We start from the raw sequence: 22,621 nt of genomic DNA, 5'->3' as shown, positions 1-22,621 counted from the left end.
TCGCTATTTGTCAACTGAACCATGAGCGGTGAGGTTGAATCGGAGATACGGGCCCAGATCCCGTCTTGGTATGGGGAGGAGGCCCGATGCTAACGCTGTTCAACAGATTGTGCTCATGGCTGATGTTCATCGGCGGCTTTGGCGTTATCGCGATGATGCTGAACATCGTGGCGGACGTCGTCGCGAAACTGCTGTGGAACGCACCGATCCAGGGCACCGTCGAGATGTCGTCGTACTACTACATGGTTGCGTTGGTCATGCTGCCGATGGCCTTTGTCGAGATGCAGGACCAGCAGATCTCGGTAGACCTGCTGTTCAACCACTTCCCCGCATGGCTCCAGAAAGCAGCGCTGGTCTTCGGATTCTTGGCCGCTGCTGCGATCCTGGCCGTCATGACGTGGCGCAGCGGCCTTGATGCCGTCCGCGCGCTTCGCGTGGGAGAGGTCGTCATGGGCGGACGCGAAGTCATCGTCTGGCCGTCGCGTATGGTCTTGCCGCTTGGTTTCGGGCTTGCCAGTCTTGCAGCATTGCTGCGGGCCATACTGGTGCTGCGCGGCCAGCCCGTCACCCAATCCCAGCTTGATGGGGCCCTGTCATGAGCAATCTTGTAATTGGCTGGATCGGTGTCGGTACTTTGTTCGGGTTGCTGGCTTTCCGCATGTCCATCGGGACGGCGCTGATGGCGGTGTCGTTTGTCGGCATCAGCTTCATGTTCAACCTGCAAGCCGCCCTGGGCATCGTCAGCGCGATGCCCTTCAACCTGATTGGGGACTGGTCGCTGACGGCGATTCCGATGTTCCTGTTCATGGGTTTTATTGCCGCCAATACCGGACTGACGGCGGGCGCTTTCGACCTGCTACGTGTGTTGCTGGCGCGAGTGCCGGGCGGGTTGGCGTCTGCTAGTGTCGGGGCGTGCGGGCTTTTCGCTGCCGCCTCCGGCTCCTCCATCGCGACAACTGCAGCCATGTCGAAGATCGCCGTGCCGGAGATGCTAAGGGCGAAATATCACCCATCGCTGGCCACAGGCGTGGTTGCGGCTTCCGGAACGCTTGGCTCGCTTATCCCGCCCTCGATCCTCATGGTGCTCTACGGTATCTTCACCGAGCAATCGATCGGCCAGTTGTTTATCGCAGGCGTTATTCCAGGCATGCTTTCGGCGCTCGTCTACATGGCAATGATCACCGTCCGCGCCACTGTTACGCCAGCGTTGGCACCACCCGTTGTCGAACGGATTGACCGCACGCAATTGCTGCGCCTGATTTGGTCAGTCTGGCCCTTTCCGGTGCTGGTATTGGGCGTATTGGGCGGCATATTCGGAGGCTTCTTCACCCCGACCGAGGCCGGGGCGGTGGGTGCCTTCCTTGCCGCGACGGTCGCACTGCTGCGCCGCTCACTGACCCGAAAGGCCTTGGCCGAGGCAATTCGCCAGACCACGCTGGCGACCTCCTCCATTTTCTTCCTATCCATCGGGGCGGTGATGTTCACCCGCTTCATGGGGCTGTCCGGCGTGCCGCGCGCGTTGACTGACGCCATGCTGGCGGTTTCGGACAACCAGATCATCATTATCCTGATGATTGCCGCACTCTTTGTCATCCTGGGCATGGTGATCGACTCTATCGGCCTGATTTTGTTGACCCTGCCGATCCTGTTGCCGGTGCTGGAGGCTGCCGACATCAATCTGATCTGGTTCGGCATCATCTGCATCAAATTGCTGGAGATCGGCCTGGTGACACCGCCTGTCGGACTGAACCTATACGTCTTGCACAGCGCGCTGTCGGGCGAGGTAAAGCTCAGCGACGTTATCTCAGGCACGACCTGGTTCATCGCCATGGACATCCTGACCCTTTTTATACTGATCGCCTTCCCCGCGATCAGCCTGTTTCTGCCCTCGCTCATGGCGCAGTGACCCATATTCACTTGGAGGAGACGACAAAATGAAGCTGAACATATCCCTGCTGGCCCTCGCGGCATGTGGCCTCGGTACCGCCGCCGTCGCACAGAACGCGAACCATTTTTTCGCTGAACGCCATTCCATGGTCCGCGGTCCCTATGTGGAGTTTGCGGAGCGCGTGGCCGAGAAGACCAATGGCGACGTGAACTTTACCGTATTTTCCGGCGGCTCGCTGCTGCCGCCTGCTGCCTCTTTGCAAGGCGTGCGCGACGGTGTGGCCCAGGTGACATATCACGCAGGCACCTACACACCGTCCGAACTGCCGGTCGCCAATTTGATCGGTAATTTCGCTTTCTACAACACAGACCCGATGGTCATGGCTTTCGCCTCGACAGAGTTCGGCCTGACCAATGAGGCCGCGCTGGCCGAGTGGAAAGAGAACGGCGTGGTTTTCGGCGGCGGCTATTCGACCTCTGAATATTACATGATGTGCAACACGCCCGTCGCCACCTATGAGGACATTCAAGGCAAACGTCTGCGCATGGCTGGCGGCGCCTGGTCGCGCTTTGCCGAATACGTGGGCGCGGTGCCGGTGTCGATCCCGTCAAGCGAGATGTACACCGGCCTCGACACAGGGTCGCTCGACTGTGCTGTGGCAGCTGCCGATGCGCTGGATTCCTTCTCTCTGTCGGATGTGGTGACCCACATGAACACGCTGGCCGTGGGCAACTACTATGCTGGCTTTGAGTGGGGCTACAACCCGGCCTTCTGGCAGGGTTTGTCGGAAGAGTCGCGCGGCGTGCTATTCGACCAGATGGCCTACTATCTTGCCCAACACCGGGTAGAATTCGACAAGGACGTCGAAAAGGCCGTTTCTGCAGCCAAAGAGCGCGGCATGAAAGTCTTCGAGCCGGATCAGGCTTTGACGGATGCGCTGGCAGAATTCGTCAAAGCCGATGAGGCTGTGCTGATCGAAAATGCCAAGAGCCGCGGCATCGAGAACCCCGAAGCGCTGCTGGAAGACTACAAGCGCATCGTGGATCGTTGGGCCGACCTGCTGGCCGATGTGGATCACGGCGACACCGACGCGCTGGCCGCGCTGGCGAAGGCGGAGATCTACGACAAGCTGGACCGTGCAACGTACGGAATGAACTAAGCACGGAATCAACAGAAGCAGTCGGGGGCGCTTCCAAGGCGTCCCTGGCATGCGATTCCAGACAACCAGCGCCCATCGCTCCCAAGACGGGGGCGAGGTCACGTCGGGTCTATTCTGGTTGCGCGACACGCAGATGGCGCGTCTGGTGCCTTACTTTCCCCCGTAGCCCGCCATGTCTCGACGGTCGACGCGTTCCATGCGGGATCGTTTTCTTAAACGCAACGACTGACGCTGGCGTGATGCACCGGATGCGCATGGCCCGCACAAGACACTCTGAAACCGCCGAAAACGAGGGTGCGACGCAGGGTGTCTTTGCCCGGATCATGGCTGAGCCGACCGCGAAAAACGGCGAGCAGAAGACTGCCGTGATCAAGACGTAGAAGGGGGTAAACATGCCCTTCGAAAGACTGGGCTCGGCACTGGATCGATGCCAGAAAAACGGACGTGGCCCAATGCACTACGCGCTCGTGGTCGCCTCCATTTCGGACCGAAGCCTGCGCGCAGCCCCTCCGGGTGCGGCACCCCAGACGGCAATCCAGCGGTAGAAGATCGGCGTGAGGAACAAGGTAAAAACCGTGGCGAAACCCAGGCCCCCGACGATCACCCAGCCCACGGCGATGCGCGCTTCTGCACCCGCGCCGGAGGTCAGGATCAAGGGCAGGCCACCAAAAACCGTCGAGACCATCGTCATCATCACCGGTCGGATCCTCAGGCGCAGCGCGTTTCGAATGGCGCTATCAATGTCCTCGCCCGCTTCACGCAGCTGGTTTGCAAATTCAACGATCAGAATGCCGTTTTTGGCCATGACCCCGATCAGCATGACAAGGCCGATCTGGCTGTAATAGTTCAGCGAACCGCCGGTCATCCAGATCGCCAGCAGCGCAGCCGCAAGGCCAAAGGGTACAGTCATCATGATGACAACCGCGCTGGCAAAGCTCTCAAACTGGGCGGCAAGAACCAGCAGCACGACGATCAGGGCGACCCCAAAGACGATATAGATACCGCCCTGGGACTCATCCAGCGTTGCCGCCTCACCGGTGAAGGCAATGCCCATGCCGTCGGGCAAGATCTCATCCGAAATTGCAAGCAGGCGGTCCATCGCTGTCGACAGGTCAACGCCCTCCCCCAGGTTGGCCTGCATCGAAACGGCCAAGGCCCCCGCCAAACGTTCGATCTGAGCATCGCTCACCACCATGTCCAGCGACGCAACGGTGGACAATGGAACATAGGCCCCGCTGGCAAGCCGGATGGACATGGATGCGAGATCGGAGGGATCGTCGATCGGCGGCCCGCCGGGGACGAGATTGACGTCTATTTCCACGTCGTCGGAAAAGACGCTGACGGCAACATCTCCTTGGACCACGGCGCTCACCAGCGCGGTAATATCCGCGCTGTTCAACCCCATGTCCCCCGCGGCACTGTCGTCGATGGTCACTTCCAATTGCGCAGTCACGCTGTTGTTGGACAGTTGCGGGTTCAGGAAGGTCTGATCCTGCGACATCGCCGCGACAAGAGCTTCGGCAGTTTCGGTCATATCGGCAAGGTTCGTGCCGGTCACTGCAAAGCTCAGGCCGCCACCAGCACCGCGAATATTGAGGCTGTTGGTAGAGCGGGCGCTGACCTGCACGCCGGGGACGGTGGCCAACTGGCCGCTGATCTGTGAAATCAGTTCCTGCTGGGTAAAGTCGCGCTCGGCCCAGTCCGGCAACCGCACGACGATAAATGCGCTGGTGCCGCCGCCGACGCCGATGATGCTTTGCACCGTCTCGATCTGCCCGCGCTCGCGGTAAGGATCGAGGATATCTTCGATCAACCGCACCTGCGTATCCAGATAATCAATCGTCTTGTCCGAAGCCCCACGCGCCTGCACAAGGAAGAAACCGCGGTCTTCCTCAGGTGTGACAGTGGACGGCAACGTCATCGCGGCCCCCATGGCAATCAAGGCGAAACCAATCGCGATAGACAGAACCAGCAGGGGCGTCCGGATCGCGAAATCCATCACGTTATCAAAGCTGCGTGCCAGGACACCGGGTTCGTTTTGCGCCGCGTTGGTTTGCGGTTTTCCGGGATCCAAAAGGGCGGACAGAACCGGCGCAAGGGTCAGAGCGGTGAACGACGACAAGGTGACCGCAAAAGCCAGCACAAAGCCGAACTCCGAAAAGACACCACCCGCCTGGCCGGGCAAAAAGGAAATCGGGATGAAAACCGCAGCAAGCGTCGCAGTGGTGGAGATAACGGCAAAGAAGACCTCATTGGTGCCCGAGGCCGCCGCGGCAAAGCCTCCCATGCCTGACTTGCGCTTGCGCACGATGTTTTCAACGACGACGATCGCGTCATCCACCACCATGCCCGTCGCCAGAACCAGTGCGAGCAGGCTGATTGTATTGACGGAAAACCCGGTGATCCAGATCGCGGCCAGGGTGCCGATCAATGCCACCGGGATGGTGACCGTGGGGATCAGGGTTGCCCGCGGCGAGCGCAGAAAGAGAAAGATAACAGCGACCACGATGCCAGTTGCCAGCACAATCGATGTAGCGACCTCGTTGATCGACCCTTCGATAAAGATACCATCATCCGTGGTGACCAACAGCTGCACGCCTTCCGGCAATTGGTCGCGCAACTCCGCCACCGCGAGTGCGACGTCGCCGGAGATTTCCAGCGTATTCCCAACCGATTGCCGCGTGATATCCAAGCCAACGGCGGTCTCGCCGTTCACGCGGGTATAGACGCTTGTGTCTTCCGGGATCAGTTGGACAAAAGCGATATCGGCCACTTGTGTCGTGTCGTTGACCGGCAGCTGGTTGATGGTTTCGACGGTGACGTCTTCGTTGCCAACCCGGAGCGACAGAGACTGCGACTCGCTCGAAAGCGCACCAAGGGCGGTGTCGTCGCGAAGCTGCGCAAGTGCGGCGGAGACGTCAAAGATCGTAAGGCCGCGGCTCAGCAGAGACGGCATGTTTACTGAGACCCGGAATTCATTGGCCCGATCGCCGCGCACCGTGACCTCGGCAATGCCATCAATCAATGAGAGGCGCTCGGAAACCGTGTTCTCGGCAAGCTGCGTCAATGTATCGAGGCTCGCATCCCCCAGTAAGGCAAGGCGAATGATCGCGTCCGCGTTGCTGTCGCTTTTGCTGACAACCGGATCCTCGATTTCATCCGGCAACGACCGCAAGGTGCCCGAGACGATTTCGCGCGCCTCGTTGGCAGCAACGTCGACATCCGTACCATCCGACAGATCAATGGTAATCCGGCTCGACCCTGCGCTGGACGTGGATTCAATATACGCCATTCCCTCAAGCGCGCTCAGCGCATCTTCGAGAACTTGCGTGACCTCGGTGTCCACCGTGCTCGCCACGGCGCCCTCGTAGGTGGTCCTGACCGAAAGCACGGGCCGGTCCACGTCCGGCATTTCGCGGATGTCAACGCTGCTGAGCGCAGCCAGCCCGGCGATGATGATCAGCAGGTTCAGAACGATGCCAAAAATTGGCCGCGCAACAAAGATATCGGCAAATCCGGCTTTGTGCGCCTTTTTCTCGAAACTCATACGCCCGGACCTTTGCCTGCGCCTGCGGCCATGACCTGCGCGCCTTCCCTCAGTTTCGACGCCCCCTCGGCAACAATTTGCACGCCCAGGGGCGCTTCTGTCTCAACCCAGACCTGGTCCCCCTCGCGGTATCGGATGGTAACGGGCACCCGGCGCGTGCTGCCGTACTCGACAACCCAGATACCGGCCCCGGTGCGATCCCATGAGATCGCAGTTGCGGGGACGACAGGCAATGGATCGGTCTCTTCCATCATGCGAATGGCAAAGGTCATACCAGCCAGCAGCAACCCATCGGGGTTATTGATTTCGGCCTGCACCGTGGCACTGCGGGTCACGCTGTCCAAGCGACTGTCGAAGGCGGTGACCGCCCCTTCAAAAACGCGCCCTGCATAGGTTGGTGTCGAGACAAGAACCCGCTTGCCCTCAGACAACAGACCAATTGAGCGTTCCGGCACTTCAAACGTGGCGAGCAGGGTGCTGGTATCGTCAATCGTGACGATGGCATCCCCGCTCGACAAACGGTCCCCCACGTTGACATCGCTGAGCCCCAGCTGGCCAGAGATCGGCGCCACGATCGTACGGTCCTCCAGCGCGACTTCGGCCAGTCCAACAGCGGCTTCAGCCAGACGCAACGCCACGCGCGCTTCGGACAGTGCCACGTCCGTCACCACGGCACTGCCAGTGCTGCGCAGCCCCTCATAGCGGGTGACCGTGGCCTGTGCCTGATCCCGGTTGGCCTGCGCGATCTCCAGCTCCAGCCGTTCGGTGCGGTCATCCAGCCGCAAGAGGATGTCACCCTTTTCAACACGTTTGTTGGCACGTAGCGCCGTCTCGACCACTTCGCCCGCATCAGTCGCGGTGACTTCGGTACGACGCAGCGAAACCGCACTGCCAACAGTCCGCAGAACCATCGTGTATGCGCGCGGTTCAAGCGGGCTGAGAACAACGGTCGTCGCACGGCCTTGCCCCCGCCGCCCCTCTCGCGCGTCAGGCGCAGCCTTGGATGTTTCAGTCGTGCTGTCGGCCCAGAACTGTGTAACCGGTTCAGGAAAACCAAACGCGATCCCATAGGCCCCCACAAGGATAACGAGGGATAGAATGGCGGAAATTTTTGACATGAAAAGGGTCCCTGCGGAATGTGTTCTGCGTCTGATACGCGGTTCGAAACGCATTCCGTCGCACGGTCGCCAATTATTTTTACGATGAGAGGTTTCTTAGTCGCGAAAGATCCGCGAGCACTGACGTCAGCACCGACGCACGGTCGAAGCAGTGCGCCAACGCAGGCGTTCTCAAAAAACCAACGCTGTCCAATGCTTTTGAGCCCGACGCATGAGGTCAGGCGCACGCCTGTTCGCAGGGACAGCGTCGGAGACTCTGCAAGCCACATCAAAGGCTTGAACCGGTGCTCTGCTCCAGCCCCCAACGGCATGGTTCTTGGGCGGCAGTGCAGCTTCACCAAAACGTTTAGGCCTACTTCGGCAACATGAAGAACTCTTCTCGGACGATTTTTCCATCTTCGACAGTATAGAGCGCGATCTCGCTCAGGGTCATCTGCCGTCCGGTGGCTTTCTGCGTCACCTCAGCCTGGAAGCGGACCGCGAAACGGTTGGGTGGATGAACATAAGGCCCGTCCGCGTCAAGGCGTTTGATTTCATGGTTCGCCGCCCAATCCTCACGTTTTCCCTTGATTGCGACCCGCCCCTTGGCGATCCGCACATCGCGCCCCGGTGGCACAACCGCCTCTACTGATTGTGCGTTTTCGGAATAAATCTCATCTACATGCGCTATGCCGCAGCGATTTCGCATCGCCTGAACAAACTCATGCCCCAGTTTGACAAGTTCTTCCATGCAAGCTCTCCTTTCAATGGACAAGAGGTGGCAGCGGCGGCTTGCGAAACGGGACGCGACCAAGGCTACCAAGAATGGCAGACCGGGACGCGCTCGTCGCTCTGCCTGTCGTCCTTAGGTTACACGCGCCACACAGGTTGAAATCTCAGCTTTAAAGATCGGTCTTGAAGGCTGCGGCGAAGGCGCCACTCACCGCACGGTTACGACCGTGCACTCAGCCTGCTGATTGACCTTCTGAGAAACACTCCCCTGGAACATTTGCCGCAGTCTGCCCAGGCCGCGATGGCCGATCACGATCATATCCGCTCCCACTTCTTTGGCCATTTCCAGAATGCCTTCGTCGTAATCGCCGTTCACGACACGGGTGGAGACGTTCTTGGCACCCTTCTCCTTGGCGCGCCGCGCAGCGCCATCTGCGATCTTATCGCCCATGACTGCAATTGCGCGCTCCCTATCGGCACCGGAGAGAGTACCGGTGAACAAGGCATCCATGTTCGACGGAATATTTGCTATATTCAGCCTTGCCTCAGATGCAGTGTGACGCACCAAGTGCTCTGCCTCAGCCATCCGATTCAATTCCTCCGCCCGAGCACCGTGCTGCAACACGTGGCCCACAGTGAGCGGAACGCCGAGTTTCGAGGCAATTTCCGCCGCCAGATCAACCGCGCGGCCAGCCGTGTCAGAGCCATCTGTAGCGACCAAGATATTAGAAATCATAGTCCGATCCCCCTTCAGTTCTGAATAACAATACAGGATTCAGAGCCCGAATTCGTTGATGCAGATTAAGCGAACAGCACGCCGGGCTTCGCCGTTCGTTTGCCAGAGCCCAGCCGAAAAGACGCTGCAGTCTTACAGCAAAGGGGGCAATGTCCCCTCTGGGATCAGTGCAGCCTTGCGGTCACACCGCCCGGCCTCAGCGAATTACAACCACCGTGCATTTGGCGTGGCGTACAACCCGCGCCGCCGTCGAGCCGAGGAAATAATCCTGCAAGCCGGGCCGGTGCGACGAGATCACGATGCAATCGACACCACGAGATTCAGCAAACTCGACAATTGTGCGCGCAGCATGACCGGTGACAACTTCAGCTTCGACCCCTGCCTCTTCGATCAGATCCGCCTTCAGCGCCTCCAGCATCCTCACACGAGTATTGCCCAGCAACCCCTCCGGCAGCTGATGGACCACATATCCGGGAATTTCGTCGGCGACTGTTAACGCAGTAATCCTGCCGTCTCGGTCCGCCAGCAAACGAGCAGCTTGCAGCGCATTGGCGGTATCAGCGCTGTGATCCGGGGCTATGGGAACCAGAATATGCTTGTACATGGTTTTCCTCCAGCGGTGTTCGCCAATGCTACACCCGCGGTCTTGGGCCGTAATTGACCGAAGTTAGCCAGCAACAGTGCAACCTCAGCCGCGCGGCAATCATCGGCTGCGCCGCCGCGTTTGATCCGGGTCTATCCCGCCGGATCGACGCCGCCTGCCCTGCACTCGAGGTCCTGACCGCACCCAACAAGGGGGGGCTCCTTTTGACGCCGGATTGATCGGGATCATGGTGTGCGTTTGCGGAGCTGATCTAATGGCAAGCGCGGCGTGCATTCTGGCCAGCCGCAATCCAGCTTCAGGAGGCCCGCCATGCGACGCAAAACATCGCTTTACCTGGTCAGCAACGATTGCAGCGACGAAACAGTCGCCGCCGCAGCCGAGGCCGCGAAAGACCAAGACGCCTATCTGGCCTGCCTGATCTTGGGAAGTCCGCCCGGCAGACCCTACTTTGTCGGCGGAACAACGGCCTTTGGCGCGGCCGCGATGCCGGCCGACTGGATCGACCGGTTCAGGGAAGCCAAGCAGACGGCAGAAACCCGGGCTGCCGCAGTGAACCGGCTGCTCACCGACACCAGCTGTGCCGGCGATGTCCAATATGCGGTCTGCGCTGGCCCCGATATCCGAATACTCTGTGCGCAACGTGCAAAGACTTGTGACATCGCCCAGTTCTCCGCGGATCTCAAAGAGCATGAGGATGTCTTTGGCGAAGCGCTGCACGGTCTGTTGTTCCAGTCGCCCATTCCAGCGCTCATAAATGGCTCTCCTTTTGCCAAATACAGTCGTATATTCTTGGCTTGGGACAGCAGCCTTGCCGCCGCCCGTGCGACCCATGCGGCGCTGCCCTATCTTCTCCGCGCACAAGAGGTCGTGGTCGGATGCTTCGACCAAGGCGGCTCTGATCAGCGCAGTGGTGAAGACCCTGGAACGGATGTTGCCGCCTGGCTCAGCCATCACGGATGCAATGTCACCGTCTCCCAATTCCCCGGCGGCAGGCATGACGTCGGCCGCGGCATCCAGCAGCGAGCAAGAGAGACCGAATGCGCGATGGTCGTGATGGGGGGATACGGGCATTCCCGCCTGCGCGAGGCCGTGTTTGGCGGCACCACCAGGACAATGATCGAACAGACCGAACTGCCGGTCCTGTTTGCCCATTGACTCGCGGCTGGCGGTTGTCTCCCGACCGCCTCCATTCTTTTGGCTTATTCAAGAGCGACCCCATGACTAGTCAACCCGCGATAGACGCCTATAAGCCGACTGAGATTGCAGCGATGGTAGAGACCGCCGGCGCGGCCAAGGCCAGGCTTGCGCTGCCGCAGATGTTTGTACTCGCCATGCTGGCAGGCGCATTCATCGGCTTCGGAGCGGCGGCCTATACGGTGACCATCACCGGCGCCGCCCCCGTCACGGGACCGGTGCGACTGCTTGGCGGCGCGGTGTTTTCGCTTGGCCTGATCCTGGTGGTCGTTGCCGGGGCTGAACTGTTCACTGGCAACGTGCTGATGGTGATTGCTGCGGTGGACCGCAAGATCTCGCTGCGCCTGCTTTTCCGCAGCTGGGGCACCGTCTATGTTGGAAATCTGGTAGGCGCCGCCGGGCTGGCAGCTGCTTTTGCCCTGACAGGGCTGCTGAACGGTCCGATGGGCGCAACCGCGACGACCATCGCCGAGACCAAGGCCGGGCTGGCACCGGTGGAGACATTTGCGCGCGGCGCCCTGTGCAACGCCCTGGTCTGTCTCGCCGTGTGGCTGTCCTTTGCTGCCCGGACGGCAGCAGGTAAAATCCTGTCAGTCCTGTGGCCGATCACCGCCTTCGTTCTGCTGGGATTGGAGCACTCGATCGCCAACATGTACTTCTTCCCGCAGGCTTGGGCCGCGGGATCGGACGTCTCCTTGGCAACGGCGGCCGCCAATCTGCTCTGGGTCACCCTCGGCAACATTGTCGGCGGCGCGGGCGGCGTCGCTCTGGCCTACTGGTTTGCCTTCCTCGGCGGCACCGCACGCCAGCCTGATCTGCGGCAGACCGAACGCCCGTCACAGCGCAGCCGTTGATATGCCTACCACCCGCGCAGACGTCACTCTGCCTTCTTCTCTGAAAGCCTGATCTCCTGTAGAACCGCCATATAACCCATCAAGTCGGTCAGGGTGATCACGCCCAGCAACTGGCGGCCCTCTGCCACCAGGAACTTGCGCCGTCCGGAGGCAGAGATCTTCGCCATCAGATCTGCTATCGGCATCTCAGGGCCAACCGTGTTGTCCACGTCCGTCGGCACATAGACGTCCCCCACGTGCTTTGCGCCCCAGGTCTCGCGGCGATTTTGGGACAGAAGCCCGGTATCGGCGTAACCCAGCAGCACGTCGTCCAGCACCACCGGCACAAAACTCTTGCGCTGACGCAGCATCACCTCGTCGGCCATCTCTTGCAGGCTCCTTTCAGGCGCAACCGTGACCGGGTCACGCGTCATCATTGCAGCAACAGTTTTGTCTTTGAACGCCGCAGCCTGAAGTTGTTGGGCATAGGTGCCCTTGGCCGCCGTCAGGACAAAAACCCCGATCAGCACCTGCCACAGAGAGGCAATGGGATTGCCGGAGAACAGGCCAACGAGCCCCAAAAAAATTAGCGCATAGGCAAAATAGCTGCTGATGCGGGTGGCGGTGGCCGTCGCCTGCAGAAGGTCGCGACTGCGGCTCCACAAATAGGCCCGGAAAATTCGGCCGCCATCCAGCGGGAAGGCCGGAACCAGGTTGAACACCGCCAGCACCAGGTTGATCAGCGCTAGATAGGACAAGACATGGTTCAGTGCCATACCGGGGGCCAGCAACTCAGCCACCTGCGCCAACAGCCAGAAGGTGAGCGCAAGGGCAAAGCTCATCAACGGGCCTGCGATGGCGATCCAGAATTCGCTCACGGCGGTTTTCGGCTCCGATCCCAACTCGGCGACGCCACCGAAGATGAACAACGTGATCCCCTTGATCTCAACACCAAAGCGGCGTGCGACCACGGAATGGGACATCTCATGCAAAATGAGAGAGGCGAAGAACCCTAGCATCGCCACCAACGCCAGTATGAGATAGACGCCAAACGCGGCACCGGGATAGACCATCGGGAAAAACTGGGTCGAGAGGCTCCAGGTGATGAGCGCGGCGATCAGCGCCCAGCTTGGCGCGATCTTTATGTCAAACCCTTGCAGGGTCGTTATTTTTATGGCGTTCGAAAACATCCTTGTCCCTCCGGCGTTCAATTTGGGGCCACACGGATCCAGCCCCCTTAACCCGGCTCAAGCCCGGAACAGGCTGCCCGCCAGATAGGCTACGGCTGCGGCGCAAGAGCCGATCAGCAAGGTCTCCAGCCCGGACTTCCACCAAGGCGCCAGCGACCAGACGCTTTTGCAGGCACCGATACCGAAAAACACCAGCCCGGTGGCCGCCGCAGCCGTCATGAAGGGGTCCGGCAGTCCCAGAATGAACGGGAGCAGGGGCACAATTCCAGCCAGCAGGAACGCGACAAAGGTCGTCGCGGCAGCCGTGACCGGATTGGGCTCGGCAGGCGCCAGGCCATATTCGCCGGTCAGCATGAGCGAGATCCATTTCTCTGGTTTGGCGGATACAGAACGCACCGCACCTTCCAACACTTCGCCGCTCAGGCCCAGAGCCTGAAAGATCTGCCGCAGCTCCTCGCGCTCTCCTTCCGGATACTGGCGGATGTGGCGCTGTTCCACAGCATAAAGCCGCCGCCGCTCGTCCAGATCCGCCTTGGTCCCCAGATAGTTGGCCGCCGCCATGGAAAACCCGTCTGCCAGCACATTCGCGATCCCAAGGGCAATGATGACCGAAGAGGAAAACCCGGCGCCCTCGACGCCCGCGGCAATCGCAAAGGTGGTCACCGCGCCGTCTATGCCGCCATAAACCGCGTCCCGCAGCCGCCCGCTGCCGTTGTTGCCAGCCAGACGGTGTGCGATTTCTTCTTTACTGTGCCCATGATCCACATGCATGATCGCATGATGGACCACTCAGGCGCTCTCTGCATTGAGGCAAGTCAAGCCGTCGCTACCGCCTGACTGTGCCTGTGGCGGCGGACGACATAGCGCAGGGTTTTCAAAACCTCCGGCACCAGCAGGATGGGCAGCACGAGAACAGCGATCAGCCCCCAATGCCCGGCTTCCAGAGGTACCGTGTGCAGCAGCGCCTGCAGCGGCGGCCAATACACCGCCGCCACCTGCGCACCAATCGTAACAGCCAGCGCTCCCAGCAGCAGAGGGTTGCTAAAGAAACCGATCCGCCAGCACGGCAGATGCAAGGATCGGAAGGCAAACACGCTGGCCTTCTCAAATAGGACCATGGCGGTAAAAGCGGCGGTGCGAGCCAGATCCTCGTTCCCGTCCAACAGATGCAGAAACAGCCAGAGGCTGGCCAACCCGGTATAAAGCCCCAGCGCCAGAATGGTCAGCAGACCGCCCCGCCCCAGGATCGGCGTGTCCTTCTTGCGCGGTGGATGCTCCATTTGGTCCGGCTCGCCTTTCTCCAGCCCCAGGGCAACTGCTGTGACCCCATCGGTCACCAAATTCATCCACAGGATCTGCGTCGCCAGAAAGATCAGCGGCCCGCCAATCAGGATGTTGAGCAGCAGCGCAATGACCTCGCCCGCGTTGGAAGACAGCAGGTAGCGCACGAATTTCCGCACATTGCCGAATTGCCGCCGCCCCTCCCCGATGGCGCGCACGATGGTGGCAAAATTATCATCCAGCAGCACCAGATCAGAGGCATCCTTGGCCACATCCGTTCCCCGAACCCCCATCGAGACGCCGATATCAGCCTGCTTCAGCGCCGGGGCGTCGTTGACCCCGTCGCCGGTCATTGCCACGATCTGATTCTGCCCCTGCAAGGCCGAAACGATGCGCATCTTGTGCGCAGGCCGGGTACGGGCAAACAGCACATCCCGCTCCAAAATCTGTTCCAACTCAGAACCTTGCATAGCCTCCAGCGCGTCACCCGTCAGGATCCTTGCAGCCGGCAGGCCCAATTGTTCTGCAATCGCCGCGGCGGTCAGCGGGCTGTCCCCGGTAATCATGATGATCCGGATGCCCGCCGCCCGCGCCGCGGCGATCGCAGAACGCACCTCCGGCCGAGGCGGATCGATCAGCCCGGCCACGCCCAGAAAGGTCATGTCCTGTTCGGAGATAGCCTGCGCCTGGGCGGCGGCGACAGCAAGGCCGATCACCCGCAAGCCTTCCGCTGCCATCGCCTCATAAGCCTCGGTGATGCGTGCCGCCTCCGTCGGACCTATCGCTCGCGGCCCGTCCGGCGTCAGCACGTGGGTGCATATGCTCAGAACCTGTTCCGGCGCGCCCTTGGTATAGATCTTCTCTTCGCTGCCACTGCGCGCCAGAACGCTCATCCGCTTGCGTTCACTGCTGAACGGAATCTCCGCCAGCACCGCATCCGGTGGCGGCAACTGCGCCCCGCCCTTGTATCCGAGCGTGACCAGCGCGCCCTCGGTCGGGGCACCGGTTATGTGCCAGTGATCGTCCTCGCAGTGCAGGCGGGCGTGGGTGCAGGTCAGCCCCGCCGCAAGCAATTCAGCCAGCACCGCATCCTCCTTGGCGCTGGTGACACCGCCTTCATGCGAGATCTGGCCCGCCGGATCGTATCCGGTGCCACTGACCCGATAGCTGCGGTTCAGCGTCCAGACCCGGGTCACGGTCATCTTGTTTTCCGTCAGGGTGCCGGTCTTGTCGGTACAGATCACCGAAGCCGCTCCCAGCGTTTCGACCGCCTGCAGGCGGCGCGCCAGCGCCTTTTGACGGACCATCGCAGCCGCGCCCAACGCCAGGGTAATGGTAACAACCGCGGGCAGACCTTCCGGCACCATTGCCACCGACAACGACAGGCCGGTCATGAACATCTCAGCCGCCTCCCGCCCCATATAAAGCCCAAGGCACAATATGGCGGCGGCGATGGCCAGCGCTGCGAACCCCAGCTGCCGCGCGAGACGGCCGAGCTGCACCTGTAGATTGGTTTTCTTTAGTCCCACCGACCCCGTCAAGGAGGCGATTTGCCCGAAAGAGGTGCGCGTGCCGGTGGCAGTGACCACAGCCAGCGCCCGCCCGGCAGCCACCACTGTACCGGCAAAAACTTCGGCTGTGTCACCGCCCACAGCCTTGTTAACAGGAACAGATTCACCCGTCAGCGCGCTTTCATCAATCCGCAGGGCGGCCGTTTCTCGCAGCGCAGCATCGGCTGGCACCCGCGCCCCCGCTTCCAGAATGATCAGATCTCCGGGCACAAGCTCGCGCGCCTCTATCATCTGCTCGCGCCCGTCCCGCACCACCAGCGCCTGCGGCGACAGCATGTTGCGCAGGCTCTCCAGCGCCGTTTCCGCACGCCATTCCTGCACAAAGCCCAGAACGCCATTCAGACCGATCACCAGACCAATCGCCAGCGTGTCAGCGTATTCCCCCAGGGCAAAGGCGATACCCCCCGCAGCGATCAGGATCAGCACCAGGAAATTACTGAACTGGCGTAGAAAGACCCTCAGCGGACCGATGCGTCTGCCCCTCGGCAGCTCGTTCCAGCCATGGGTCCGGCGCGCGGCCTCCGCCTGCTGCCGCGTCAGCCCGCAATGCCGCGGGCCGCTACCCGTCTCAACAGGATTTACCATGCGATCCGCCCTCCGCAGCACCAAACGGCCGCTGATCCCAGTCTGCAGCAAGCAGAGCAACTGCAGCAACTGCGCCAACGCCGCAGGTCAGAAGTTCCCCTGCATCCGTGTCGTGCGGAACCACAACGGGTGGATTGAACAAACGTTTGGCATAAGGGCTTTCGTGCACCGGGGACCCAGTTCCGGGCGCGCCCATCAACAAGACCAATGCGCAACCTCGCAACCCGCGTTTTTGACTTCTCTGGCCTGCGCATCGCGCCAACTCAGGGTCCGGATGGCCCGGCGTGCCCCTTTTTTGCCAGAGGCTCTTCTTTGCTCTCACGCAGTCTGCGCCACGCGTCTGCAAGCAGAGAGGCAATACTGATCCCGTTACTGTCGTGCGGAATACTGTCCGTGGTGACGATCCGTTGGGCGCCCGCTTCCAAAACTCGGTCATAGGCTCCCGCAGCAAATACCGCATGGATCACGACGCAGACCGGCGGTTTGTCCCCCTTGGAGGCCAACTGCCTGAGGGTTTTGACCAAGGTTGCGCCGGACGAGGCGATATCATCCAGAATAACCGCTGTTCCCTGCGTCAGCACGGTGCGGGACGGAGCGCTGACGTGCACCTCCTGATCGCCGTGACGGTGTTTGCAAAGCACAGCGAAGTCACACCCTGCCAATGCGGCAACCTCGGCGACCCATTGTCGACTTTCCTCATCGGGACCGATCATCACCGGGCTGGAAATGTTTCGGGCGATCCAGTCGGCAAGCGCCGGAGCGGTGACCACCCGCTGCGCCGGAATCGTAAACAGGTCTGCCAGATTCCGAATTCGGTGCAGATGCGGATCAGCTGTTACGAGCCAATCAAAACTTTCCTCCACGCAGGCTGCGAATAAAGGCGCGCTGACAGCCTGCCCCGGTCCGAACCGCCGATCCTGACGCATGTAGGCAAGGTAGGGCGCAATCAACCCGACGCTGACGGCTCCCATCTCGCGGGCCGTCGCCGCAGCAAAGCGCAGCGGTAGCATATGCCGGTCGGGATCTCGCAACGTACACAAAAGAGCCACATCGTGACCGGTAACATCTCCATCCAAGGTTACCAGGCTCTCACCATCCGGGAAGTGCCGCCAGCCGATTGGAACGATCCGGGCGCCAACCGACTGCGCGATCTGGGTCCCCATCGGCATCATATCGGGAAATGGAGATAGAACAGGTTTCATATCTGCCTCCTGATTGTGAACGGTCCGGGCTGGCGCGCGGCGTAATCCCGGGCATAAGCCAGCTCTCCCGGGGTTTCCGAATGGATTTCAAACAGCGGCTCACCAAGTTGAACCGTGTCACCGGGGCGGGCCAACAGAAGGATCCCGGCGCGGGCCCGTTGTGGCGCACCTGCCAGTTTGGCAAGTCGGGCGATCAGGCGGTTGTCGATCTCGACAATCGTTCCGCCGCGCCCAGCCGTCACCAGTGTCCGGTGTACAGCGGAGCCGGGTTCGGTGAACCCGCCTTGCGCTTCGCAGATGGTCATAAACCGCTGCTCGGCGGCACCACTGTCCAGCAATCTTTCGGCGGTGCGGAAACCATTTCCGGCAGCTCCGCCCAGTTCGAGCAGGTGCCCCGCGAGTGTCAGCGCACGACTCCGCAGATCCACAGGCGCATCCGGCGTCCGGCGCAGCACCTTCAGCACATCCGCCGCTTCCAGCGCCGGACCGATCCCGCAACCCACTGGCTGGCTCCCGTCACTGACGTGGATTTTCAGTTCCAGCCCGACCGCTGCCGCAACCGCCTTCAGCCGCAAGGACAACGACTCGGCCGCCGCCGCAGAGCGAACTTTGGCAGTTGGTCCCGTGGGAATATCGATCACAACCCTTTCGGCCCCTGCTGCGGCCTTCTTGGACAGGACACTCGCTGCCAGCTGGCCGTCGCTGTCAAAATCCAGCGGCCGTTCGATACGGATCAACACGTCGTCTGCCGGACTGAGGTGAAGCCCGCCGCCCCAGACAATGCAGCCGCCCTGAGCCTCGACGACGCGGCGCATTGCAGTCAGTTCCAATTTCACCGGTGCCATGACTTCCATCACATCTGCCGTGCCGGCAGGCGACGTGATGGCCCGGCTGGACGTCTTGGGAATGATGTGCCCTGCCGCAGCCGCAATGGCCACCACGATCGGCGTGGTCCGATTGCCAGGCAGCCCGCCGACGCAGTGTTTGTCCAGTACAACTTCCTTGCCCCAGCAAAGGGTTGTGCCTGCAGCCTGCATGGCTCGTGTCAATGCAATTGTTTCTTCGATATCCAGCCGGTCGCCGGCGCAGGCCGTTACAAAAGCGGCCAGGTCCAGGTCAGAAAGCCTGCGGGCGATCGCATCGTCGACGATGGTGCTGAAATGTGACTGTTCCAGACGCGCGCCATACACCTTCGCACGAATGAAGGATGCGGCGGCTGGTGGTTCCGGGTGCGATAACTGCCCCAGCGCATCCGGCCCTGGCTGCAATGCCTCCCAGGCTGCGTCTGACAGTGCGGCAGCATCGGGGGGCAGCCAGCCGCCGCCGGTCACCACATTCAGCGTTGCGATCACCCAATTGCGGCCGCAGTCAATCCGCACACGCGTCAGGGCCCGAAAGCCTTCAGCCTGGCAAACGTGGCAATCGGCGTGCATATAGACAACTGGGTGGCTGTAAGTATCGATGCCCGCCGGCATGAGCCGCAAGCTATGGGTGTCGGTTCTCATCGCGCTGGCCCTGCGGGGTTCTTGGGCAGAGCGCGCAGCGGCACAGCTCTGAACGCACAGCCGCACCCAGTGGCGGGACTGCGCCTGTCCATTCGAAACCAGTCGGGCCATCGAGATAGGCCGCAAACAGTTCTCAATAGCAGCTGCCCGATCTCCCCCCATTCCCGAGACCGGGTTTTCCTATCTGCGGCCCCGCGCAACCGCAGGCATGTTTGACCGGAGTGCGGCAAGGATCAGACCTGGTTCTAAAAAGCGTTCCGGGCACCACGTAGCGTTCGGAGGTGCAATCGCAAGGCCTGCAACCCTTGCCACCGGGAAAGCGCATGTGTGGGCTTGCCAACATGCTTGCCGTCCACCTGACGGCCAGTCGGCGGAAGCGCAACCTCCAGCGCACGCGCTTGGTAAGACGGCTGAACGCGAGACTGTTTTGTCGCCACCTTTAGACCATTAACCGCCATCAATGCGCCTGCCACGGGAACATGCTGAGATAATGGCAACGGACCCCAACAGCCCCGGTGGGATGCATGACATGTGTCCGGGATGATGCCTCGGGCACACCGCGATGCGTTTGGCGTCGGCCAGCGACGATCAGGAGACATACGACGCCGCGGCATGTCGGGAATGGACCGGGTTCAGCTGTGGGCCGTGTTGGCGGAAGTCGGCATCCGTGTTTTCGATCCCGGCGAGATGAGACATTCAGCGAGGAGTTCTCAGATGACTATCAAGTCTTTGGCAGTTGCCCTGTTCTCGGCACAGGAAGCACAGTGGCTCATTCCTGCGGCCGCAGATATAGCCAGTCGCACTGGCGCCCATCTGACTGGCGTGCTTCCAGCGGACATCCAGGTGCCGTATGTCGGAGCCGAGGGCAGTCTTGTCAGCTACGGCGCGGCGTTTATTCCTGAATGGCAGCGGGAGGAGGCTGAGGCCGTTGCAGACGCTTTTCAGTCGGCTATGGAAAGGCGCGATTTCCTTTCCGATTTTCGTCAGCAGCCTCTCGGAAGCCAGAGCTCGGAGGAGTTTCTGCTTGATAATGTGGCTGCAGCGGATCTTGTGCTCGCGGGTCAGTGCCCAAAGGATGGTGCCCGGCATAGCCATCGACAGCTGCAGGAGCAGTTGATCCGCCGGTCGGGACGCCCTGTCCTGATCATCCCCGACAATTGGTCCCCTGCGGCCATTGGCGCAAACATCCTGATTGGCTGGAGCAACACCCGCGAGGCCATCCGCGCTGCCCACTACGCCCGCGCCCTGGCGCAGCCCGGTGCCAGCATATCAATCCTCCACATTGGCGACGGCGACCTCGGGCTTGCCTGCCGCGAGGACATGGCTGCCGCCTTTGACCGGCATGGGCATTCCGTGACGCTGATCGACCGTGAAGGAACCGGGCAGGGCACCGGTTCCATGCTGCTCAAAGTGGCCGTTGAATGCGGCGCCGACATGCTGGCTGCCGGTGCGTTCGGTCATTCCTGGGCTTATGATTTCGTGATCGGTGCCGCCACCCGCGAACTGTTGGAGCATGCAAAGCTGCCGGTCCTCTTGTCCAAATAGGTCGCGACACAACAGGAGGGTGCCATGATGCCGCCAGACAGTGCAACGCTACGTTTTCTCGGGGCGGCCGGAACGGTCACCGGCTCCCGCTATCTGATCGACGCCGGACAGCAGCGGGTGCTGATCGATTGCGGCCTCTATCAGGGCTACAAGCATCTCAGGCGGCGCAACCGCAAACCGTTCCCGGTTCGTCCTAACTCCATCACCACCATACTGCTGACACATGCTCATCTCGACCATTCCGGCTACCTTCCAGCGCTGCTCCGGTCCGGCTGCCGGGCACCGGTCTATTGCACCCCGCCAACCCGCGACCTGTGCGGGCTGCTCCTGCCGGACAGCGGTCACCTGCAAGAGGACGAGGCCCGGCGTGCGAGACGCAAGGGCTATTCCAAGCATAAGCGCCCGGCACCGATCTACACGGAGCAGGACGCAAGGGCGGCGCTGCGCCAGTTCAAGCAGCACCCTTTCGGCGAGCCGCTGGATCTCGGGGGGCGGCTCAGCGCAGAATTCATCCGGGCCGGTCATTTGTTGGGGGCTGCACAGATCCGGATCAGGGTCGGTAGCAGGACGGTTCATTTCAGCGGCGACCTTGGCCAGGATCGCGACCCCCTGATGCCGCCGCCGGAGCCGTTTCGCGGCGCCGAAGTGTTGGTCTGCGAGTCGACCTACGGCGACCGCATTCACACTGCCATTTCCCCCGAAGACGAACTTGCCAGCATTCTGGCGCCGTTTTTGAAGCAGAAGGGAATCGTGCTGATCCCGGCCTTCGCCGTAGGCCGCGCGCAGGGCATCATATATCATCTTTCCCGTCTGATAGCGGCCAAGCGCATTCCGAAGATCCCAGTATTTCTTGACAGCCCAATGGCAGCGGACGCCACGGATATCTATGCCCGTCACTGCACAGAACACAGGATCTCCCGGCAGGACTGCGCAGGCGTGTTCCAGCTCCCTGTCCGCACGAATTCGGTTTCACAATCCAAGGAATTGAGTGCGCTTGAGGGCCCGATGGTCATCATCTCGGCCAGCGGCATGATCACTGGCGGCCGCATACTGCATCATATCGCGAACTTTGGCCGGCGCTTGAAGACCTTGATCTTACTCACCGGCTATCAGGCAGGCGGCACCCGTGGCGCCTCTCTGGCGGCGGGAGAACGCCGCCTGCGTATGTTCGGGCAAGACCACGCCATCCGTGCCCAGGTCACTCAACTCCAATCCTTCTCCGGCCATGCTGACGCCGATGAACTGATGCGCTGGATGGCAGCTGCACCGGCGCCTGAAATGACCTATCTGACGCACGGCGAACCCGAAGCGTCTGACACGCTCCGACGCCGCATCGCACATGAACTTGGACGCCCTTCGCGAGTGCCCGAACACTTGGAGGCCATCCGCATCGACAGCCCAACCTGATCCGGTCGGCGAGAAGACTGTGCCCCGGGCTGAGCCGTCTGCTCTGCCGGGTCAACTCCTTGGCCAAGCCGCAAAGCACCGGGCTGGGCACGCAGGCTGAGCACCGGGGCGTTAAGGCGTAAAACCCTTCCCCTAGTGCCAAAGCTGCTGGATGGGTTTGCGCATCGCATTTCTGACCTGGTCGAACTCTCCCTTGGATACATGCCGCCGCGGCAGATCGAATGCAGCGGACACGGCACACTCCGGATCGTCAGGCGGCTCCCTGTCAAAACGCGCCTCAATTCTGGTAACAAGATCTTTCTACCGTCCGGAGGCAAATTCAGCTGGCTTCTAGAAGTCCAAATTTCGCCAAATCAGCCCGTTGAGCAGAGGTGGTTCCAAAGCCTGTCACGCTTGATGAGGACAGGCAGGCAGTCTCCAGCGAAGTCGACTACAACTGCGGCACTCGACGCAGTCTTCTCCCGCAAAGACGCGGACGAAAGGCAGCAATGCAAGGCACCCCAGGCGAGAGTCGACAAAATCGCGCCGCACCGGTACCATTAACT

General features: G+C 61.2%; 18 protein-coding genes. 8 read left to right on the top strand and 10 right to left on the bottom strand.

Annotated elements, in window-relative coordinates:
* Positions 1-86 precede the first annotated feature (86 nt).
* The 4 genes from AC0IPL_RS10855 to AC0IPL_RS10840 all read left to right on the top strand — a co-directional run bounded on the left by AC0IPL_RS10855 (position 87) and on the right by AC0IPL_RS10840 (position 3,427).
* Complete coding sequence (locus AC0IPL_RS10855) at positions 87-599, top strand: TRAP transporter small permease subunit (RefSeq protein WP_474274403.1); 513 nt, start codon at positions 87-89, stop codon at positions 597-599.
* Entirely contained in the window at positions 596-1,906 is a 1,311-nt protein-coding gene (locus AC0IPL_RS10850) for a TRAP transporter large permease (protein WP_474274401.1), read from the top strand. Before AC0IPL_RS10855 ends, AC0IPL_RS10850 begins: the two co-directional genes overlap by 4 nt.
* A 28-nt stretch (positions 1,907-1,934) precedes the next feature.
* Positions 1,935-3,047 (top strand): C4-dicarboxylate TRAP transporter substrate-binding protein, encoded by a 1,113-nt coding sequence (locus tag AC0IPL_RS10845; RefSeq protein WP_474274399.1) that lies wholly within the window; start codon positions 1,935-1,937, stop codon positions 3,045-3,047.
* 254 nt (positions 3,048-3,301) lie between these two features.
* Positions 3,302-3,427, top strand: a complete 126-nt coding sequence (locus AC0IPL_RS10840; RefSeq protein WP_474274397.1) for a hypothetical protein — start codon at positions 3,302-3,304, stop codon at positions 3,425-3,427.
* A gap of 77 nt (positions 3,428-3,504) precedes the next feature.
* Here AC0IPL_RS10840 and AC0IPL_RS10835 read toward each other — a convergent pair whose 3' ends face one another.
* The 5 genes from AC0IPL_RS10835 to AC0IPL_RS10815 form a co-directional block, all read right to left on the bottom strand.
* A complete protein-coding gene (locus AC0IPL_RS10835; RefSeq protein ID WP_474274395.1) occupies positions 3,505-6,594 on the bottom strand; it encodes an efflux RND transporter permease subunit in 3,090 nt (1,029 codons plus the stop codon).
* Positions 6,591-7,505 carry an efflux RND transporter periplasmic adaptor subunit gene (locus AC0IPL_RS10830; protein WP_474274393.1) on the bottom strand — a complete coding sequence of 305 codons (915 nt, stop codon included), beginning with the start codon at positions 7,503-7,505 and terminating at the stop codon, positions 6,591-6,593. The genes AC0IPL_RS10835 and AC0IPL_RS10830 overlap by 4 nt, the downstream gene beginning before the upstream one ends.
* 559 nt (positions 7,506-8,064) lie before the next feature.
* Complete coding sequence (locus tag AC0IPL_RS10825) at positions 8,065-8,442, bottom strand: SnoaL-like domain-containing protein (RefSeq protein WP_474274391.1); 378 nt, start codon at positions 8,440-8,442, stop codon at positions 8,065-8,067.
* Between the two features lie 189 nt (positions 8,443-8,631).
* Entirely contained in the window at positions 8,632-9,159 is a 528-nt protein-coding gene (locus tag AC0IPL_RS10820) for a universal stress protein (RefSeq protein WP_474274389.1), read from the bottom strand.
* Positions 9,160-9,355: 196 nt separating this feature from the next.
* Positions 9,356-9,763, bottom strand: a complete 408-nt coding sequence (locus AC0IPL_RS10815) for a universal stress protein (RefSeq protein WP_474274387.1) — start codon at positions 9,761-9,763, stop codon at positions 9,356-9,358.
* 309 nt (positions 9,764-10,072) lie between these two features.
* Between AC0IPL_RS10815 and AC0IPL_RS10810 the strand changes: the two genes are divergently transcribed.
* Positions 10,073-10,918, top strand: a complete 846-nt coding sequence (locus AC0IPL_RS10810) for a universal stress protein (RefSeq protein WP_474274385.1) — start codon at positions 10,073-10,075, stop codon at positions 10,916-10,918.
* Between the two features lie 62 nt (positions 10,919-10,980).
* Entirely contained in the window at positions 10,981-11,811 is an 831-nt protein-coding gene (locus AC0IPL_RS10805) for a formate/nitrite transporter family protein (RefSeq protein WP_474274383.1), read from the top strand.
* A gap of 23 nt (positions 11,812-11,834) precedes the next feature.
* Here the strand turns inward: AC0IPL_RS10805 and AC0IPL_RS10800 are convergent, their stop codons facing one another.
* The 5 genes from AC0IPL_RS10800 to AC0IPL_RS10780 all read right to left on the bottom strand — a co-directional run bounded on the left by AC0IPL_RS10800 (position 11,835) and on the right by AC0IPL_RS10780 (position 19,124).
* A complete protein-coding gene (locus AC0IPL_RS10800; RefSeq protein ID WP_474274381.1) occupies positions 11,835-12,980 on the bottom strand; it encodes a site-2 protease family protein in 1,146 nt (381 codons plus the stop codon).
* Between the two features lie 57 nt (positions 12,981-13,037).
* Positions 13,038-13,751, bottom strand: coding sequence for a VIT1/CCC1 transporter family protein (locus AC0IPL_RS10795; RefSeq protein WP_474274650.1), 714 nt, complete (start codon positions 13,749-13,751; stop codon positions 13,038-13,040).
* Positions 13,752-13,795: 44 nt separating this feature from the next.
* Positions 13,796-16,417 (bottom strand): cation-translocating P-type ATPase, encoded by a 2,622-nt coding sequence (locus AC0IPL_RS10790; protein ID WP_474274379.1) that lies wholly within the window; start codon positions 16,415-16,417, stop codon positions 13,796-13,798.
* A gap of 263 nt (positions 16,418-16,680) precedes the next feature.
* The gene (locus tag AC0IPL_RS10785) at positions 16,681-17,619 is read right to left on the bottom strand and encodes a ribose-phosphate diphosphokinase (RefSeq protein WP_474274377.1); all 939 of its coding nucleotides are present in this window, start codon (positions 17,617-17,619) and stop codon (positions 16,681-16,683) included.
* On the bottom strand, positions 17,616-19,124 hold the full coding sequence (locus tag AC0IPL_RS10780) for a thymidine phosphorylase family protein (RefSeq protein WP_474274376.1): 1,509 nt from the start codon (positions 19,122-19,124) through the stop codon (positions 17,616-17,618). The genes AC0IPL_RS10785 and AC0IPL_RS10780 overlap by 4 nt, the downstream gene beginning before the upstream one ends.
* A 714-nt stretch (positions 19,125-19,838) precedes the next feature.
* On the opposite strand from AC0IPL_RS10780, the gene AC0IPL_RS10775 reads away from it, so the two are divergent.
* On the top strand, positions 19,839-20,669 hold the full coding sequence (locus AC0IPL_RS10775; protein ID WP_474274374.1) for a universal stress protein: 831 nt from the start codon (positions 19,839-19,841) through the stop codon (positions 20,667-20,669).
* A gap of 24 nt (positions 20,670-20,693) precedes the next feature.
* The gene (locus tag AC0IPL_RS10770) at positions 20,694-22,076 is read left to right on the top strand and encodes an MBL fold metallo-hydrolase RNA specificity domain-containing protein (RefSeq protein ID WP_474274372.1); all 1,383 of its coding nucleotides are present in this window, start codon (positions 20,694-20,696) and stop codon (positions 22,074-22,076) included.
* Positions 22,077-22,621: the final 545 nt, after the last annotated feature.

Source organism: Leisingera sp. SA32 (assembly GCF_056033425.1).
Note: the sequence above shows the minus strand (reverse complement) of the source record. Positions and strands in the feature narration are given on the sequence as shown.